This window comes from Lactobacillus sp. ESL0233, assembly GCF_003692995.1.
In the GTDB taxonomy this organism is placed as follows: domain Bacteria; phylum Bacillota; class Bacilli; order Lactobacillales; family Lactobacillaceae; genus Lactobacillus; species Lactobacillus bombicola.
In genome coordinates, this window is sequence record NZ_REHH01000003.1 from 90,755 (window position 1) to 107,005 (window position 16,251).

Annotated in this window: 18 protein-coding genes and 1 pseudogene; 13 read left to right on the forward strand and 6 right to left on the reverse strand. The window is 31.8% G+C overall.

Annotated elements, in window-relative coordinates:
* Window positions 1-56: 56 nt before the first annotated feature.
* The 5 genes from efp (at window position 57) to F5ESL0233_RS00805 (ending at window position 4,368) form a co-directional block, all read left to right on the forward strand.
* Window positions 57-629 (forward strand): elongation factor P, encoded by a 573-nt coding sequence (gene efp / locus F5ESL0233_RS00785; RefSeq protein WP_122058273.1) that lies wholly within the window; start codon window positions 57-59, stop codon window positions 627-629.
* A gap of 183 nt (window positions 630-812) precedes the next feature.
* Window positions 813-1,304 (forward strand): PTS glucose transporter subunit IIA, encoded by a 492-nt coding sequence (locus tag F5ESL0233_RS00790; protein WP_158593112.1) that lies wholly within the window; start codon window positions 813-815, stop codon window positions 1,302-1,304.
* Between the two features lie 25 nt (window positions 1,305-1,329).
* The gene (locus F5ESL0233_RS00795) at window positions 1,330-2,184 is read left to right on the forward strand and encodes a PRD domain-containing protein (RefSeq protein WP_122058276.1); all 855 of its coding nucleotides are present in this window, start codon (window positions 1,330-1,332) and stop codon (window positions 2,182-2,184) included.
* Complete coding sequence (locus F5ESL0233_RS00800; protein WP_370448331.1) at window positions 2,177-3,589, forward strand: PTS transporter subunit EIIC; 1,413 nt, start codon at window positions 2,177-2,179, stop codon at window positions 3,587-3,589. Before F5ESL0233_RS00795 ends, F5ESL0233_RS00800 begins: the two co-directional genes overlap by 8 nt.
* An 11-nt stretch (window positions 3,590-3,600) precedes the next feature.
* Window positions 3,601-4,368: a ChbG/HpnK family deacetylase gene (locus F5ESL0233_RS00805; RefSeq protein WP_122058279.1), complete on the forward strand. Its 768-nt coding sequence runs from the start codon at window positions 3,601-3,603 to the stop codon at window positions 4,366-4,368.
* Between the two features lie 174 nt (window positions 4,369-4,542).
* Here F5ESL0233_RS00805 and F5ESL0233_RS00810 read toward each other — a convergent pair whose 3' ends face one another.
* The 4 genes from F5ESL0233_RS00810 to F5ESL0233_RS00825 all read right to left on the reverse strand — a co-directional run bounded on the left by F5ESL0233_RS00810 (window position 4,543) and on the right by F5ESL0233_RS00825 (window position 7,550).
* On the reverse strand, window positions 4,543-4,800 hold the full coding sequence (locus F5ESL0233_RS00810) for a hypothetical protein (protein ID WP_122058281.1): 258 nt from the start codon (window positions 4,798-4,800) through the stop codon (window positions 4,543-4,545).
* Window positions 4,801-5,000: 200 nt separating this feature from the next.
* A complete protein-coding gene (locus F5ESL0233_RS00815; protein WP_122058282.1) occupies window positions 5,001-5,387 on the reverse strand; it encodes a hypothetical protein in 387 nt (128 codons plus the stop codon).
* A 255-nt stretch (window positions 5,388-5,642) separates the two neighbouring features.
* Window positions 5,643-6,059: a hypothetical protein gene (locus tag F5ESL0233_RS00820; RefSeq protein WP_122058284.1), complete on the reverse strand. Its 417-nt coding sequence runs from the start codon at window positions 6,057-6,059 to the stop codon at window positions 5,643-5,645.
* 249 nt (window positions 6,060-6,308) lie between these two features.
* A complete protein-coding gene (locus F5ESL0233_RS00825) occupies window positions 6,309-7,550 on the reverse strand; it encodes an MFS transporter (RefSeq protein WP_122058285.1) in 1,242 nt (413 codons plus the stop codon).
* A gap of 367 nt (window positions 7,551-7,917) precedes the next feature.
* On the opposite strand from F5ESL0233_RS00825, the gene F5ESL0233_RS00830 reads away from it, so the two are divergent.
* Window positions 7,918-8,784 carry a helix-turn-helix domain-containing protein gene (locus tag F5ESL0233_RS00830; protein ID WP_122058287.1) on the forward strand — a complete coding sequence of 289 codons (867 nt, stop codon included), beginning with the start codon at window positions 7,918-7,920 and terminating at the stop codon, window positions 8,782-8,784.
* Window positions 8,785-9,090: 306 nt separating this feature from the next.
* Here F5ESL0233_RS00830 and F5ESL0233_RS00835 read toward each other — a convergent pair whose 3' ends face one another.
* Entirely contained in the window at window positions 9,091-10,110 is a 1,020-nt protein-coding gene (locus F5ESL0233_RS00835) for an SLAP domain-containing protein (RefSeq protein ID WP_122058289.1), read from the reverse strand.
* Window positions 10,111-10,665: 555 nt separating this feature from the next.
* Here F5ESL0233_RS00835 and F5ESL0233_RS00840 point away from each other — a divergent pair.
* Window positions 10,666-11,010, forward strand: a complete 345-nt coding sequence (locus F5ESL0233_RS00840; RefSeq protein ID WP_090093901.1) for a hypothetical protein — start codon at window positions 10,666-10,668, stop codon at window positions 11,008-11,010.
* Between the two features lie 64 nt (window positions 11,011-11,074).
* Here the strand turns inward: F5ESL0233_RS00840 and F5ESL0233_RS00845 are convergent, their stop codons facing one another.
* The gene (locus tag F5ESL0233_RS00845) at window positions 11,075-11,836 is read right to left on the reverse strand and encodes a DeoR/GlpR family DNA-binding transcription regulator (protein ID WP_122021223.1); all 762 of its coding nucleotides are present in this window, start codon (window positions 11,834-11,836) and stop codon (window positions 11,075-11,077) included.
* Between the two features lie 196 nt (window positions 11,837-12,032).
* On the opposite strand from F5ESL0233_RS00845, the gene ulaG reads away from it, so the two are divergent.
* The 6 genes and pseudogenes from ulaG to F5ESL0233_RS08355 all read left to right on the forward strand — a co-directional run.
* Window positions 12,033-13,106 (forward strand): L-ascorbate 6-phosphate lactonase, encoded by a 1,074-nt coding sequence (ulaG, locus tag F5ESL0233_RS00850; RefSeq protein WP_122058290.1) that lies wholly within the window; start codon window positions 12,033-12,035, stop codon window positions 13,104-13,106.
* A 24-nt stretch (window positions 13,107-13,130) separates the two neighbouring features.
* The gene (locus tag F5ESL0233_RS00855) at window positions 13,131-13,607 is read left to right on the forward strand and encodes a PTS sugar transporter subunit IIA (RefSeq protein ID WP_090093895.1); all 477 of its coding nucleotides are present in this window, start codon (window positions 13,131-13,133) and stop codon (window positions 13,605-13,607) included.
* A 2-nt stretch (window positions 13,608-13,609) separates the two neighbouring features.
* The gene (locus F5ESL0233_RS00860) at window positions 13,610-15,100 is read left to right on the forward strand and encodes a PTS ascorbate transporter subunit IIC (protein WP_118907258.1); all 1,491 of its coding nucleotides are present in this window, start codon (window positions 13,610-13,612) and stop codon (window positions 15,098-15,100) included.
* Window positions 15,101-15,121: 21 nt separating this feature from the next.
* Window positions 15,122-15,427, forward strand: a complete 306-nt coding sequence (locus F5ESL0233_RS00865) for a PTS sugar transporter subunit IIB (RefSeq protein WP_090093892.1) — start codon at window positions 15,122-15,124, stop codon at window positions 15,425-15,427.
* 9 nt (window positions 15,428-15,436) lie between these two features.
* Window positions 15,437-16,075 carry a 3-dehydro-L-gulonate-6-phosphate decarboxylase gene (locus tag F5ESL0233_RS00870; RefSeq protein ID WP_090093891.1) on the forward strand — a complete coding sequence of 213 codons (639 nt, stop codon included), beginning with the start codon at window positions 15,437-15,439 and terminating at the stop codon, window positions 16,073-16,075.
* An 87-nt stretch (window positions 16,076-16,162) separates the two neighbouring features.
* A pseudogene (locus F5ESL0233_RS08355) lies at window positions 16,163-16,251 on the forward strand (xylulose 5-phosphate 3-epimerase); the annotation flags it as partial.

Consider the following 16,251-nt stretch of genomic DNA (forward strand, 5'->3'; position numbering starts at 1 on the left):
AGTGAGGACTTAGTTATTTTTAGTCATTTCTAATTAAGCATTTAAGGAGTAAAAAATTGGTACAGGCAATTAATTTGAAAAAGGGTATGGTTTTTAGTCAGGATGGTAAGTTGATACGGGTCTTAAAAGCTAACCATCATAAACCAGGTAAAGGAAATACCGTTATGCAAATGGATTTGCGTAATATTGAAAGTGGAGCAGTAGTTCATAAAACAATGCGACCGACAGAAAAGGTTGAATTAATTGATATTACTAAGAAAAATGCCCAGTTTTTGTATAATGAAGGGGATACTTATACCTTTATGGATTCAGAAACTTACGAACAGTATGAAGTTACTAGTGAAAAATTGGGTGACGACAAGCTTTACTTAATTCCTAATATTCAAGTGCAACTTGAATTTGCTAACGCTAGTGATCTTCTGGGAGTCGAACTTCCAGCAACAGTAGTAATGAAGGTAGTACATACAGAGCCTGGAATTAAGGGTGCCACAGTCACTGGTACAGGTAAACCAGCAACTATGGAAACTGGTCTAGTTGTGCAAGTTCCTGATTTTATTAAAGATGGAGAAGAATTGGTAATTAATACGGCTGAAGGTGTATATAAGTCAAGAGCTGAAGTTGGGAAATAATCTTTGATATAGATTGGTTATTTTAATAATAGCGCTTGCATAAAATAATATTTTAGGTATAATTATATATATAAAATATTAAAAATGGATTGTTACTCTTTGAGGCATTACCATTAGATGAAGTACTTCGTGTGCTTCCTAATTAGTAGTGTTTTAAAGAGTTTTTTGTTTTGGAGGAAAATTTTGTTTAAATTTTTAAAGAAAAAAAAGCGAGAATTTAAAATAACAGCACCGGTTTCGGGGACCTTAATCAACCTTTGCGATGTGCCTGATCCTGTTTTTTCGCAAAAACTAATGGGTGATGGTTTCGCAGTTAAATTGAATAAAGATGAGGAAATTATTCATGCTCCGATAGAGGCAAAAGTTGTCTCCTTACCTGAAAGTAAGCATGCAGTTGGATTAGTTACTGCTGATGGTGATGAAATATTGCTTCATATTGGAATTGATACGGTCAATTTAAAAGGGCAAGGGTTTACGGCTGAGGTTAGACAAGGTGACAAAGTTAAGCAGGGGCAAGCACTTATTAAGCTAGATCGTTATATTTTAGCTAAAGAAAAAGTAGATTTAACAACGATGGTTATTTTAACTAAGCTAGATTCTAATCATCAAAATTGGGATTTTGTTAAAGAATTTGGTGACCAAATAACTGAACAAGATGAAGTAATTAGGCAATAACATTTATGCAATTTAGGGGAAGCTAATGCAAGTTATTAAAAAAATTAATAATAACGTGGCAATTTGCTTAGATCAAAATCATGATGAATTGGTAGCATTTGGCAGAGGAATAGGTTTTCCAAAAATTCCATATGAATTAACCGACCTGAGCAAAATAAGAATGACTTTTTATCGTATTGATACATACAATTTCAAGTTGATGAAAGAAATTCCTGAAAATATTTTAGATGTAAGTGCGGAAATTATTCAAAAAGCTCAAGCTGTACTTAAACATGATCTGAATCAAAATATTCTTTTTAGTTTAGCTGATCATATAAATTTTGCTATTGAGCGTTCAAAAAATAATATTAAAGTTAACTACCCTTTTTCTTACGACATTCGTTCATTTTACCCTAAGGAATATCAAATAGGGGAACTAGCTTTAAAGTTAATCAAAAACAAGTTAGATATTCAGTTACCGCTAGAAGAAAAAATTGCAATTGCTATGCACTTTATTAATTCACAAGTAGTGACTACATTACAGTTAAGCGAATCAAGCTTCAACTCCATTGCTGAATTAGCAATTAAAGAAGTTGAAAAACAATTTGATTTAAAAATTGATTGCAATGACTTTATTTATAACAGGTTTGTGACACATTTAAGATATTATTTGAAGCGGCTTGAAAGCAATGAACAAATTAATGATGGATCAAGCAAACTAATTAGAACTAGTTTTAAGCAAAATTATCCCAAAGTTTGCCGATGTACGATAGATATTGTTAATCAAATTGATAAGCAATTAAATACAGTTAGTACCGATGATGAGGTCTTTTATTTAATGATTTATGTTCAGAGAATGATTTCACAGACAAGTCAGAATGAAGGAGAAAAAAATGAGTAAAAATTACCAAGATATGGCGCAACAAATTGTGCAAAAAGTTGGAGGAAAAACTAATGTAGTCAGTGTAACTCATTGTATGACTAGATTACGCTTTAACCTAAAAGATATGAGTATTCCCAAAGATACTGAAATTAAAAACATTGTTGGTGTACTTGGTGTAGCACGTTCAGGTGGGCAGTATCAGATTATTGTAGGTCAGACAGTTAATGAAGTTTATGATGCAGTTGTAGCTGCTGCCAATTTGACCGAAGCAGCACCTATTAACGAAAACGTTGAGCAAACAAATAAAATGCATGAAAAGATGACTTTGAAATCTGTTGGTAATACTGTTCTAAATAAGATTTCAGGTAGTTTGACGCCGCTAATTCCAATGTTGATTGCAGCATCAATGTTTAAAATGCTTGTAGCTGTCTTAGGCCCCACAATGCTAAATGTGATTTCGGTGCACAGCGACTTGTATCAACTATTTACTTTTGTTGGTGACGCAGGTTTTTATTTCTTTCCTGTAGCTATTGGTTATACAGCGGCAAAGCAATTTAATACTTCACCAATTTTGGGAATTTTTCTAGGTGCAATCATGCTTGATCCGGGATTGGTAAAAATAGTTGCTGCAGGTAAACCATTTACTGTTTACGGCTTACCTATGCATTTAACTGATTATGGTAGTACAGTTGTGCCAATTTTGCTATCAGTTTGGATTATGTCATATATTGAACGCTTTTTTAATAGGCATATAACTGCTTCTCTACGGACAATTTTTGCACCTACTTTGACGATAGCGATTATGTTGCCACTTTCTTTATGTATATTGGGACCTTTAGGTGGATTCTTAGGTGAATATGTTTCTAAAGGAATAATCTCATTTGGTCAGCTTGGTGGATTAGCTGCTATTATTGGAGTTGGATTAATTGGTGCTTTCTGGGAGGTATTAGTAATGACGGGAATGCACTTAGTAATGATTAGTGCAATGATTACAATTATTGCCCAAACTGGACACGATAATTTTATTATCTTAGGTTCACTTGCTGCAAGTTTTGCAGTTGCTGGTATGAGTTTAGGAGCTACTTTACGCTTAAAAGATAAGAAAGAAAAGTCTCAGGCACTCAGTTATTTTATTGCAAATATCATTGGTGGAGTTACAGAGCCCGGATTATATGGTTTAGGAATTAAATATCGTAGACCGTTTATTGGGATGATGCTTGGTGGTTTTGCAGGTGGTATTTATGCAGCAATTATGCACGTGTCAGGGTATGTAGTTGTTCCTGTAGCTAACTTTATGGCATTAACATGTTATGTTGGTGGCTCTGCTGCTAATTTTATTAATGGTGTGATTAGTGGTGTAATTGCATTGGTAGTTGCGGCAATTGTAACCTATGCTATTGGTGTTGAACCAAAGAAAAAATAAAAGGAGAAAGAATGATGCATAATATGATAATTAGAGCCGATGATCTTGGCTATTCTAAAGGCGTTAACTATGGTATCTATGAAAGTATTAAGAATGGCATAATTAATAATGTAGGTGTAATGGTTAATATGAAAGACACACTACATGGTTTAGATTTATTAAAGAATTTTGATTTCGATATTGGGATGCATACTGTAATTTGTGCAGGTAGGCCACTTACTGATCCTAAATTAATTCCCAGTCTTGTAACAGAGGACGGATACTTTAAACCTTCTAGAGTATATCGTCAATCTAAGCATGATTTAGTTAATCTAGATGAAGTCGTTATTGAAATTGAAGCACAATATAAATTTTTTAAAAAAATTGTTGGCAAAAAACCTGATTACTTTGAAGCTCATGCAGTATATAGTGAAAATTTGCTAAAAGGATTAGAAATTGTTGCCAATAAATATGATCTACCGTTATTACAATTTGATTTAAACTTGAATCCGGTTAAATTTAAAAAAGAAACAACTATCATTAGCTATATGGACAGTATGAAACCTAACTATGATCCATATAAAACATTTAACAACACAGTAAAATTTGCTTTCAATTCGTCACCGAATTATGTGCCAATGATGGTGTGTCATCCTGGCTTTTTGGATCAAAGTATTCTGCAACAATCTAGTTTGACCTTGCCACGTACTCAAGAAGTAGATTTTTTGTGCGATGCACAAGTCCGTAATCAAATAGACCAAAAAGATATCCATTTAGTTCGTTATTCAGAATTAAATTAGAAAACGTAAAAATAGCATAAATATATCATAAGCAGATTCTTAGTGGAGACTCAAAAACTATTAAATTAATCACAGCAATTGTAGCTGATGAACTTAAAAAGATTTTCGTTACTTTTAATTCAAAAACGAAAAACCACCAAAAATCTTGGTGGTCAAAATTGTTTTAAAGCTGTTTTATTTATATTCTCTAAAAAAATATTTAATAATCTTTTGATAAACCATTTCAAAAATAAAAATAATTACAAAAAGATATGTAAAACTTATTATACTATCTGAAACCTTGCTAAAGATATTTATACTATGAATTAGCATCAATATTTCAGTATCAAATTTATTTAGTAATGCAACAATTAATATAGTACAAATAATATGTATAAATATAAAGTATTTAATTTTTTTAGATTTATTTTTATCTTTATTTTTATCTTTCATTGGGCATACTCCGAATCGCTTTACATAATATTAAGATTGTCTTTATTGCTAATTTTAGTTAATTACTTAACTTTTATCGAATTTTAGCTAAATTTCTTTGCTACTATCGATATCTGCCAAAGCAGTACTTAAAAGTAATCTTAAATAAGATAAGCTAAAAACATTGTTTTAATTATAGCTTTGGCAGATGTCTCTATGAACTACCTTTTTGTAAAATAAAGTTTATCTACTTTCCAATAGATGCTATTTTCTTTTTTCATATCAACCCCGATTGCTTTACCTTTAATTTCTGTACTATACCAATCAATATTTTTACTTCCACCTTGGTAATCAGAAGTGTTTTTGCAAGAATCTTTCTTGTTAAGGTGAACTAAAAAAGAATAGATTCTTTTATCACTTGATACTGCTCTCATTTGTTTGGTATCATGATTTTTAATCATTGTATTAATTTGATAATCTAATTCATAAGGAATATAAGATCCTGAATAAAAAAGGTAAGGGATATAACTTCCTAGTAATATGATATAACTTCCTAGTAATATAATTAATACAAGCACAATGTAAGTTAGTTTATGATTATTATTCATTAGAATACCGCCAGTTAGTAAACACTATTTTTATAAAAAAGTTAACCTATACAAACATTATACAATAAAAATTAGTTTATACATTTAGTGAATAAAATAAAAACTACTTTAAGCATTAAGGACAAGTTGATACTTGAACTTGAAAAGGCATTATCATAATTGGCAAAAAAGTTGCTGGTATCGTAATTAAAATAGCAAGTAAAAAAAAGCAGTTAAGAATAACTCTTAACTGCTTTTTATTTAACTTAGATTAAATTAGTTATTTACTTTTAAATTATTACCGCCCAATATGATCTTTGTATCAGAAACTTTTATGTAGCATTCATTACTCCTCTTTTGACCAATATCTAAATATTGATCGGCCACCCGATAGAATGGCACAGCTTTACCTGTAGTTTTATCAGTAATATTAATCATAGAAGTTACTGTAATACTACCTCCTTTATTATTATCTTTCTCTATTACTTTTTCACCCTTTGCGTTATATAAATATCCATCATTAACAAACAATCCATCAGTATAGTTAGTATACCTAGGTAAAGGCTGTCTAATTTTTTTGACACTATATTTATTAATAAAATCATTAGTCCCCTTTATCCGATAAAGATTAGTGCCTCCATTGTATCCGTCACCTTTTTTGAGTAAGCCATTACGTCCCTGGTAAGAGTACAATTTCTGCCTGCTTTGATTATAAATGCGCGTGTTACAGTTTTATTTTGCGTTTGGTCAGTTGTTTATGCTGCGTGATTGGTTAAGACTAGTGGTAATTACTGGCACGGTGGCCAAAGCAACTGCTGTTAAACTTAGTTATTGCTTTATACTTTATTAAGAAAGTGAGAACTAAAAATGAACCCAAAGCTGAAAGACAAATCTGATTTACACAAAGAACATAAAAAGCCGTATCAGTTACTTGATAAGTATTTAAAGTTTTTCATTGGGCCTGGCTACTACTACTTTTATTACTATTCCTAAAATGACTAAGCTAGCCCCTAATAAAGTATATAAAGCTAAATTTATATTAGCAGAAGCGATTGTAGTAATAATGGAAGTCATCAGCGGGGCACTTATAATAAGGATGGTATTCAGAGCTCCCATGGACGATGCCAAAATATTTTGATCAACAGTAGAGACTAACCACTGCATCATTTTCGGAGAAATAGTCCCAATAAAGATTCCTAAAAAAAGCAAAACGATTAAAGAAAGAAATATATTTTTAGTTAAAATAGCAATAACAGTAGCTACGCTAGTTATAGCTGATAATAATGTGATTCTAAAAATAGAAACTTTTTTGAATATTTGTGGTCCCAAAATACTGCCTAAAATAATCCCACATGACTCCGCCGCTCCTACCAAAGCAATTGTAAAGCTATAAGATAATATTATCATGGAGTTTCTGGCAGAAGCTACCACGATAGAAAGAATTGGTTCTACTGTTCCAATAATACCATTTAGTAATGCAAGGATAATGGTGATAGTTAGTAGCCCCTTAGACTTTTTGATTTGCTTTAATGAAGTAGCAAATGTTTTAAAAAAGCCTTGCTCGTTAATCTCTTGCTCTGGTAACTGCTTATTGGCTCCAGTATATTGAACTTTAACTGTTAAAAATAATATCCCAGCTAATAAAAAAGTAACAGCGTTAATCCAAGCTAGTCCAGAGTATGACATTACTAATAAAAGTCCAGCACCCATAAATTGAGCCAGCATAGTTATAATTTCAGAGATTCCACCGTTAAATCCAGTTGCTTCTCCTATTTCGTCTTTATTAACTAAGTTAACAATAAGAGGCATTTGTAATCCATTAGAATATGCACCCATTGAATCAGAAACTAGGTTTACTATAATTGCGATTATAACTAAATTCCAACTAGCAATATTCTTTGCGAATAATATACCTATAACAGAATATAAGACAAAACGAAATAAAGATAATAAAATAATATATTTAAATTTGTTTTTGGTTTTATCAGCGTAATACCCAGCAATAGAGTTGAAAACTTTGGGTAGTGCTTCTGAGATGGCAATTAATGATAAAGCTAATGAATAATTATTTAATTTACTTGCGTAGGTTATCAATGCTAAATAGAATAAAGAGTCTCCAGCTCCTGAAAGAATTTCAGCAATTGAAAAGGTTCTAAAATATTTATTTTTTAAAAAGACATTCATGGTTTAATCTCCTAACTTATTATGCGGTTATATAAAGTTTGTATATCTTTTAAATTACAGTCGATAGCATAAACATATTTCAAACAATGAAAAGGCTTTTGTATATTTATGTCTTTATCTAATATTCCAAGAATTTCTTGTTTAGGGACAGTTGCAATAACAGGCAACGATTAAAAATTTTTAATTTATTTGTTTAATAGCTTCTTTTGGAATATTTGGAAGAAGTTGATATAGTTCTAAGATTGTTGTGGGTTTGCTTAAATTAATATTTTTCATATAGAATCACTCCTTAAATGGTTTCATCAAGCATAGCAAGAAGTGATATAATTTCTCTCAAAAAGTCATATATGAATTTTAAGGGGAAATAATGAAAAAATTTGGAGAATCACTTAGAAAAATTCGAGAATCAAAGGGAGTAACTATAAAGCAAGCCGCTGGTCATACTGTTACACCAGCTTTTTTATCGAAATTTGAACGTGGGGAAAGTGAGATATCATTTTCCAAACTAATAGAAATATTGGATCATATTAATGTTGATATTGATGAATTTCTACTCCAAGCAAATAATTTTGAAAAACACCCACAAAATATTTTTTTATCAGGACTTTCTGACGCTGTTGATGCTAAGAGTAATGTGATGCTAAAAAATTTGGAAGAAACGGAATTATTATTATACAAGAAAGAAAAAAATATACGTTATAAACATAATATTTATCTTTGTCGATTATATGCAACTACAGTAAACGAAACAGAGCCTAATATTAGTGATTGGGAACCAATTAAAAATTACTTATTTGGAGTGGAGGATTGGTCATATTATGAATTTCTTTTATATGCCAATGCTATTCCATTCTTACCTACGGAAATAATAGAACTATTAAGTAAGTCCGTATATCAAAAAGGTATGAGGTACCAATCGCTTACAGAAAATAAAAATGGATTGACTGAAACTTTGTTAAATACTATTGAGATTTTAATTAAAAGAGATAGGTTAGACATGGCAGCAACATATTTTACGCTAGTTGAATCATTATTGGATTCACCTGATTCTATATTTGAAATGATCCGATTAAAGCTTTATCACGGAGCAATACTTTATATGTCTGGTAACAGTGAAGAAGGTTTACAAAATATGGATAATGCTATAAAAGCTTTAAACATGTCAGGTTATCGAGGGAATCAAATTCCTGAATTTGAAAAATTTGAAAAAATAATAGTCAAAAAAACTATATGACTCTTTTAGAAAGCAAAATTGGATTAAGAAGTAAATCTATAAACATCAATTGAGTTAAACTTCAAATTTAGTATAATAACCTGAAATATCAATATATGCTTCTGCATCTGCAGAATTATTACCAGTCTTAGAAAAATCTATTCAATCCCATTGTGACTTGTCTTGCGCTCCCCATGGAATTACATAAATCGTTCTGCTGCTTCTCTTGATATCATCTAAATATTTACTAGAAATAAATATGACAAAAAAAGTTGGTAAATTAACGTTGTAAGGACGGAAATTTACCAACTTTTCTACTATAAAATATTATTTAATTACATCTTGTTTTGCATTACTTGGTTTTATCTGTGGACCATAAATATATTTAGAACTTTCTGCTTTAATGAACATAGCAACTTTATCTTCTGGATATAATAAATCATTTTTTAATTGGTAAAACAATTCTACTTGTTGATCCTCAGCTACCCAGAGATAAACAGCTTTGTTCACTTCTTCAATTGATCCTTTTTTTAGTTGTGGAGAAATGCTTGAAGCTACGTTAGTTTTATCAATAATTATTTCACTAGCTGAATTATGATGAATATATTTTTCTCCATTTTCAGTATAAAGATAGGCGTTATCTATTAATACAACATTCATAAAATTACTATACGGTAATAATTCTTTTCTTAATGTTCCATTATCCAATCTAATAAATTGATTATTTGTATTTTTAATCATGTAATCCCCACTATCACCGTCACCATCCTCATGGACTCCAAATAGTTCAAAATTAGAAGTTTTACCATTTAAGGTTACAGTTTGCCCCGCATTAATTAATCTTCCTGTTATTTTAGCTTTTCCATTAATAACTTGCATTACAGGAACCTTTTCAGATAATTTAACAGTTATTTCGTTAGTGTATAAATAATCATTATCAACTTTTTCAACATTTATTGCTTTCACATAACCACCATGACCAATGCTGTAATATTCTTGTCCCTTGATTGTCTTATATGGCAAATAGAACCAATTCCAGTCATCATCATGGAATGAATATCTTACTGTATCTGGATCAGCTATTGTTTGTGGTTTATCAACATAGCTGATCGTTGCACCTTTTTTAAGTAAGCCATTACTTCTCTGGTAAGAATATAATTTTTGACCTTTTTTATTATAAATACGGGTATTGTGGTTTAATGTTAAGGTACCGTCTGTTGCAATTTTATTTTGAGTTTGGTCAGTAGTTTGTGCTGCGTGAGCTTGATTAATACTGGTGATTATTATTGGAGCGGTAAGCAAAGCAGCTGCCGTTAAACTAACTATTATTTTTTGCTTTTTTTTCATTTCTATACCTCATAATAAAAAACAAATGATATATTCACTAATTATAGTTTATACTTCAAAGTGGTACGTTTCCAGACAAAAAAGCTTGTTAAAACACTTTATGAATTTTCCCCCCTACAGCAAAAGGAAAGACTGTCAGTTCAGTCTTTCCTTTTTTCGTGGCTAGCCAATTGCACAATTAGATCAATTGAAATTATTTTAGATAAATATAGTTCTTGGTCAAGCTAATCATAAAAAAGCACATGCATTAATAATACTTTGTCAAAAATTAGTTTAAAGTCCCTTTCATACGATTCAGCACTTTAAAATATTTTTTATCTTTAATTTTTATTAATGTCGGAATACTTTCAACCTTATATTTTTTGCGTTCCTCGTTCAAAAAATGATCACTAGCCGTATTTTCAGTATTAATGCAATAAATATTTATTTTTTGATGGAGTTCTGCTAATCCAGAGGCGAAAGCTTCTTGTCCTGCAATTAAATTTTAGCTAATACCTAAAATAAAAAATTTACCAGCTTTATTATTCCTAGTATAATAAATATAGAGGTGAGATTATGGAAATTGGACCACTGTCAGAGTGGGTTACTGCAATTGCTGAAATTGCTGCAGTTTGTGTTGCGTTATTTTTACCGTATTTTGAAAAAGTTCGTGAAAAGCGAAAAAATAATCGCAATATGAAACTTATCTTCAAAAAATTAATTGAAGGTTCTTTAAGAGATAATAATACTAAAAGTTTAGAATCATATTTTAAAATTGCTTATTTAGCCAGCGATGATGAGAATGATCAGCAATTACTTTCGGTTGTTCGGCATGCAATTGAAATTATTAAAGATGATAAAATGTCATCAAGTCAAAAGAATGATGCTATTCAAGAAATATTAGCGTTTTTAAGTGAATAATAGCTATTTAATAATCAAATTGAAAAACGAGCATAAAAAGGTAAGACTTTTCATGCTCGTTTTTTTATAGTTTAACTTGAATTACTTGCACTCCCGCTTTAATAAATTTTTCTATTGTTTTTTTAGGTGTAAAAGTATCGGTAATCAATAAATCAATATCTGATATCTGTCCAATTGTAAAATTAGAAAATTGATTAAATTTACTATAATCTGCAACAACAATCAGCTTTTTAGCTTGCTTAATAATAGCTTTATTGACCTTTGCTTCTTCCATAAATGGCGTAGAAATACCACGAGTTAAGCTTATTCCAGCACAACCAATTATTGCCCAATCCGCATAAATTTTCAAAAAGGCATCCACGGCCCATTCACCACTCATAATCAGTTTGCGGCTGATATTACCACCACTTAAGATTATTTTACTATTACTTTTTCGAATATCTAAGTTTCCGGCATAGCCGTTGTTAGTCAAAATATTAACATCTTTTTTAAGCAAATAAGGAATTGCTTCAAAGGCAGTTGTGCTTGAATTAATAAAAATCCAACTATGTTTTTCAATATGGGCTGCAGCTTCTTTGCCAAGGCATTGTTTGATATAACTGACTGAATCTGTTAATGGTATTTCTTCTGGCTTAACTAAAGTTATCAGTCCTTTGTCTTGTATAACTTTACCTTGATTAGCAAGATAACTACAATCTCTGCGCATGGTCATTATTGAAACATTTAATTTATCGCTAAGTGCATTAAGAGAAAGCGTCTTTTGATGATTGAGCAAATTAATAATTTGTTTTCGTCTATTTTTTATTTCTTGATATGAATTTTTCATTAGCAGATTTCCTCAATAAATTTTTTATCGCTCTATTTTTATCATAAAATATGAAAAAATATCAATATTAACGACTTTTATTTGAAAAAATATCATAAAAAAAGATAAATATCATAAAATACGATTGAAAGCGATACCAATAAACAATATAATTTACCGTGAAAACAAACCAAGATTGTCTTACAGGAGGAACAAAATGGCTCAACCTAAAAATATTAATGATGTTACACCAGCTGTATTTGCGGAAAATAATTTTCCTGAATGGGGAACTTTCTTAAACGAACAAATTGCAAATAAAGAGGTACCAGAAAAATCTTTTGCAATTTGGTGGTTAGGCTGCATGGGAACATGGCTAAAAACACATGAGGGTACCAATGTTGCTATTGACATGTGGAATGGTACTGGTAAACACACACATGGTGATGGCAAAATGCGTCAGGGTCATCAAATGATGAGAATGACTGGTGCAGAGACTATGCAACCCAATATGCGTAATAAACCTTATGTAATTGACCCATTTGCAATTAAAGATTTAGATGCGCTTTGCGTTACACATACCCACCATGATCATTTAGATATCTATACTGCTGCTTGTGTTAATAAATATTGCCCAAATGCAAAATTTATCGGCCCACAAGGGGTAGCAGATGAATGGATTGACTGGGGTATTCCTAAAGAAAAAATTACTGTTGTTAAGCCAGGAGATGAAGTTAAAGTTGGCGCAGCAACAATAAAAGCTTTGGAAGCTTTTGATCGTACCGAGTTAGTTACTGAGGATGACCCTAATGTAAAATTAGCGGGCACCATGCCGATTAAAATGGATAAGGTAGCGGTTAACTATTTAGTTAAAACATCAGGTGGAAATTTATATCATTCTGGTGACTCCCATTATTCTAACACTTTTGTTAAACATGGTAATGAAAATAAAATTGATGTTGCCTTATGTGCTTATGGCGAAAATCCGCGCGGTATCACAGATAAGTTAGATGATTCACAAGTTTTACGGATGGCTGAAGCGTTGAATACCCAAGTTATTATTCCAATGCACTATGATATTTGGTCTAATTTTTATAGTGATCCTAAAGATATTTTAGCTTTATGGGATAGAAAGCGATATCGTTTGCAATACGGATTTAAACCTTATATTTGGCAAGTAGGCGGTGAATTTAATTTCCCACAAGATAAAGATAAATATGAATATATGTATGATCGCGGCTTCCATGATGCATTCAAAAATGATCCTGACTTGCCATTCCCTGAATTATTATAATTGTATTAATGGCAGGAGGAAATCATGTTACCTTATTTTTTAGAAAATAATCTAATCAATATTAGTTCACAGCATCCTAAAGACTGGCAAGAAGCGATTCGAATTTCCGGGGAAATAATGAAAAAGAATAATCTGGTAACCGATAAATATATTGACCAGGTAATTGCTGATATCAAACAATATGGTCCATATATTGTTATCGTACCTGGAGTTGCTATGCCACATTCACAAGCAGACAGTTTGGATGTTCTAGGAACCGGAATTGGGTTAACAATATTCCCCGAAAAAGTTTCCTTCGATCATAATGATTCTGAAAAAGATGCACAATTATTTTTTATGTTAGCAGCAAAAGATAATGCAACACATATGAAAAATATTGCTAATCTATCTAATCTACTAATGGAAGAAGGAATGATTGAAGATTTGTGTCAGGTAAAAAATTTAGCAGATTATCGCAAAGTTATTCAAAAACATGATTCAAATAAAGAAAAGAGCAAATAAAAATGCAGAATATTTTGAATGCTTTATTGGCTGTTTGGAGCTATTTTGCTACTAATATTTTAAATCAGCCAGCCTTTATGATAGGTTTTATTGTTCTAATTGGTTATATTTTAGAACATAAAAAATGGTATGACGTTTTGTCAGGCTTTTTAAAAGCAACTGTCGGTTACTTTATTTTGGTAGCTGGTTCAGGTGGACTAGTTAATACTTTTAGGCCGATTCTAGTCGGTTTAAAGGCACGTTTTCATTTAAATGCGATGATAATTGATCCATATTTTGGACAAAATGCGGTTAATGCAGGAATTATGCAACGCTTTGGGCGCTCGTTTGCCGATACTATGTTATTGCTATTATTTGCATATGTAATTAATATTTTATTGGTTAGATTTTCAAAATATACAAAATTACGGGCGGTCTTTACTACGGGCAATGTCCAAGTTCAGCAGGCAGCAACTGCTTTTTGGTTAATACTATTTTGTTTTCCAAATTTAAACCGATTATCTATTTTAGCTATTATGAGTCTGATTTTAGGTTTATATTGGGCCGTTGGCTCTAATTTGACTGTTGGCATTACGCAAGAGTTGACTGAAGGTGCTGGATTTGCTGTTGCTCATCAGCAAATGTTTGGTATTTATTTCTTTGCAAAAATTTCAGAAATAATTGAAAAACACTCAATCAAAACTAATAAAAATAAAAGTAAGCGCTTAGAAGATATCAAATTGCCAAGCTTTATGTCTATTTTTAACGATAACATGGTTTCCACTTCAATCTTAATGTTGATCTTCATTGGTGCCATTTTAGTTGTTTTAGGACCTGATTATCTAATTAAGGCACATTTTATGCAAAAAGGGCAAAGTTTTCTTTTTTATATTTTGCAAACTGCCCTGCAATTCTCTGTTTACTTAGCAATTTTACAGTTGGGAGTTAGGACTTTTGTTAATGAATTAACGGAATCCTTTACAGGAATTTCTGATCGTTGGTTGCCAGGTGCGGTTCCAGGAATTGATGTGGCTGCAACCTTGGGCTTTGGTTCACAGAATGCACAAACAATTGGCTTTATGTTCGGTGCTTTAGGTCAATTTACTATGATTATTTTATTATTGTTGTTCCACTCGCCAACCTTAGTTATTGCAGGATTTATTCCTTTATTCTTTGATAACGCTGTAATTGGCTTATATTCAAATAATCGAGGGGGCTATAAGTGTGCCATGATTATGCCTTTTATTTCTGGTTTGATTCAAGTGGCTGGGTCGGCACTGATAGCAACTTGGATTGGTATGGCCAAATATGGTGGTTATCTTGGAATGTTTGATTGGGCAACGGTTTGGCCATTCTTTACAGTTATTATGAAATATCTAGGTTTGATAGGTGTAGTTGTGATTATTTTGCTACTGTTGGCTATTCCGCAATTGCAATATCGGGCCGATCCAGAAGGGTACTTCTTAATCACCGAGGATTATTCCGCATGGCAAAATTTAAATAAAAAAGATTAGAAAGAAAGGTAAAGGTATAGTATGAAAATTTTAACGGCATGTGCCAACGGTTCAGGTACTAGTTTGATGTTAATGAGAACTGTTAAGAAAACATTGGAAAAGTTGGGGTATCAAATTACACAGGCTGATCATACGTCTGTTTCTGAAGCTAAGGGAATCGCTCGCAACTATGATGTGGTATTTACTTCAGTTCCTTTCATTAATATGTTTGATGAAGTAAAAAAACGTGGTGGTGAAGTAATTGGTATCAAGAATGTTATTTCTGCTGCTGAGGTTGAAGAAAAAATAAAGGCTTCAGCTATTCCTACTAAGTTTAAGAAGAATTAGGAGGTAATTATGGATTTACCAAAATTACAAGTGGCTTTAGATTGTGATAATACTGCTCAAGCAATTAATGTTTTACGCCAAGTAAAAGATGAAATTGATGTCGTTGAAACTGGTACAATTTTAATTTATCGCGATGGTTTAAGTGCAGTTTCTGCTTTGCGAGCAATGGCTCCTGAAAAAATTGTATTAGCTGATGTTAAGTGTGCTGACGCTGGGACTAAGTGTGGTCAGTCATGCAAGCAAGCCGGTGCAGATTGGATGACGTGCATTAATGCGGCAACAGTACCAACTATGAGCAATGCACAAAAAGAAATTGAAGTCCAAGTGGAATTATATGAAGGTTGGGAAGACGAAAATAGAATGCAAGAATGGCTTGATCATGGCATTCATCAAGTTGTCTACCACCAAAGTCGTGATGCTAAATTTGCAGGACAAAAGTGGTCTGAAAAAGATGTTGCTAATGTTAAAAATTTAATCAAGCTGGGCTTTAAAGTTTCAGTTACTGGTGGTGTTCATCCAGAAGTACTACAGCTATTTGCAGGAGTACCAGTTTATACATTTATTGCTGGACGTGATATTAGAGAAGCTGCCGATCCACATGAACAAGCCAAAAAATTTAAGGATGAAATTAATAAAATTTGGGGTTAATTTAGTAAAAAAGGAGGGTGTTAACGGCGATATTCGTTAACACCCTTTTTAATTTAAGCAAGTTAAAAAAGGAGTTGAATGTGCATCATGACAACTAATGCACTCGGAATTTACGAAAAAGCTTTACCACAAGATCTATCCTGGCGGGAAACGTTTGAATTAACACATGACTTAGG

What these genes read in the sequence shown, in the direction of transcription:
- F5ESL0233_RS00795 (WP_122058276.1), top strand. Translation starts at nt 1,330, where the DNA reads ATGCAAGTTATTAAAAAAATTAATAATAACGTGGCAATTTGCTTAGAT.
- F5ESL0233_RS00870 (WP_090093891.1), top strand. Translation starts at nt 15,437, where the DNA reads ATGGATTTACCAAAATTACAAGTGGCTTTAGATTGTGATAATACTGCT.
- F5ESL0233_RS00810 (WP_122058281.1), bottom strand. Translation starts at nt 4,800, where the DNA reads ATGAAAGATAAAAATAAAGATAAAAATAAATCTAAAAAAATTAAATAC.
- F5ESL0233_RS00815 (WP_122058282.1), bottom strand. Translation starts at nt 5,387, where the DNA reads ATGAATAATAATCATAAACTAACTTACATTGTGCTTGTATTAATTATA.
- F5ESL0233_RS00835 (WP_122058289.1), bottom strand. Translation starts at nt 10,110, where the DNA reads ATGAAAAAAAAGCAAAAAATAATAGTTAGTTTAACGGCAGCTGCTTTG.
- F5ESL0233_RS00845 (WP_122021223.1), bottom strand. Translation starts at nt 11,836, where the DNA reads ATGAAAAATTCATATCAAGAAATAAAAAATAGACGAAAACAAATTATT.
- F5ESL0233_RS00855 (WP_090093895.1), top strand. Translation starts at nt 13,131, where the DNA reads ATGTTACCTTATTTTTTAGAAAATAATCTAATCAATATTAGTTCACAG.
- F5ESL0233_RS00800 (WP_370448331.1), top strand. Translation starts at nt 2,177, where the DNA reads ATGAGTAAAAATTACCAAGATATGGCGCAACAAATTGTGCAAAAAGTT.
- F5ESL0233_RS00860 (WP_118907258.1), top strand. Translation starts at nt 13,610, where the DNA reads ATGCAGAATATTTTGAATGCTTTATTGGCTGTTTGGAGCTATTTTGCT.
- F5ESL0233_RS00825 (WP_122058285.1), bottom strand. Translation starts at nt 7,550, where the DNA reads ATGAATGTCTTTTTAAAAAATAAATATTTTAGAACCTTTTCAATTGCT.
- F5ESL0233_RS00830 (WP_122058287.1), top strand. Translation starts at nt 7,918, where the DNA reads ATGAAAAAATTTGGAGAATCACTTAGAAAAATTCGAGAATCAAAGGGA.
- F5ESL0233_RS00805 (WP_122058279.1), top strand. Translation starts at nt 3,601, where the DNA reads ATGATGCATAATATGATAATTAGAGCCGATGATCTTGGCTATTCTAAA.
- F5ESL0233_RS00865 (WP_090093892.1), top strand. Translation starts at nt 15,122, where the DNA reads ATGAAAATTTTAACGGCATGTGCCAACGGTTCAGGTACTAGTTTGATG.
- F5ESL0233_RS00840 (WP_090093901.1), top strand. Translation starts at nt 10,666, where the DNA reads ATGGAAATTGGACCACTGTCAGAGTGGGTTACTGCAATTGCTGAAATT.
- ulaG (WP_122058290.1), top strand. Translation starts at nt 12,033, where the DNA reads ATGGCTCAACCTAAAAATATTAATGATGTTACACCAGCTGTATTTGCG.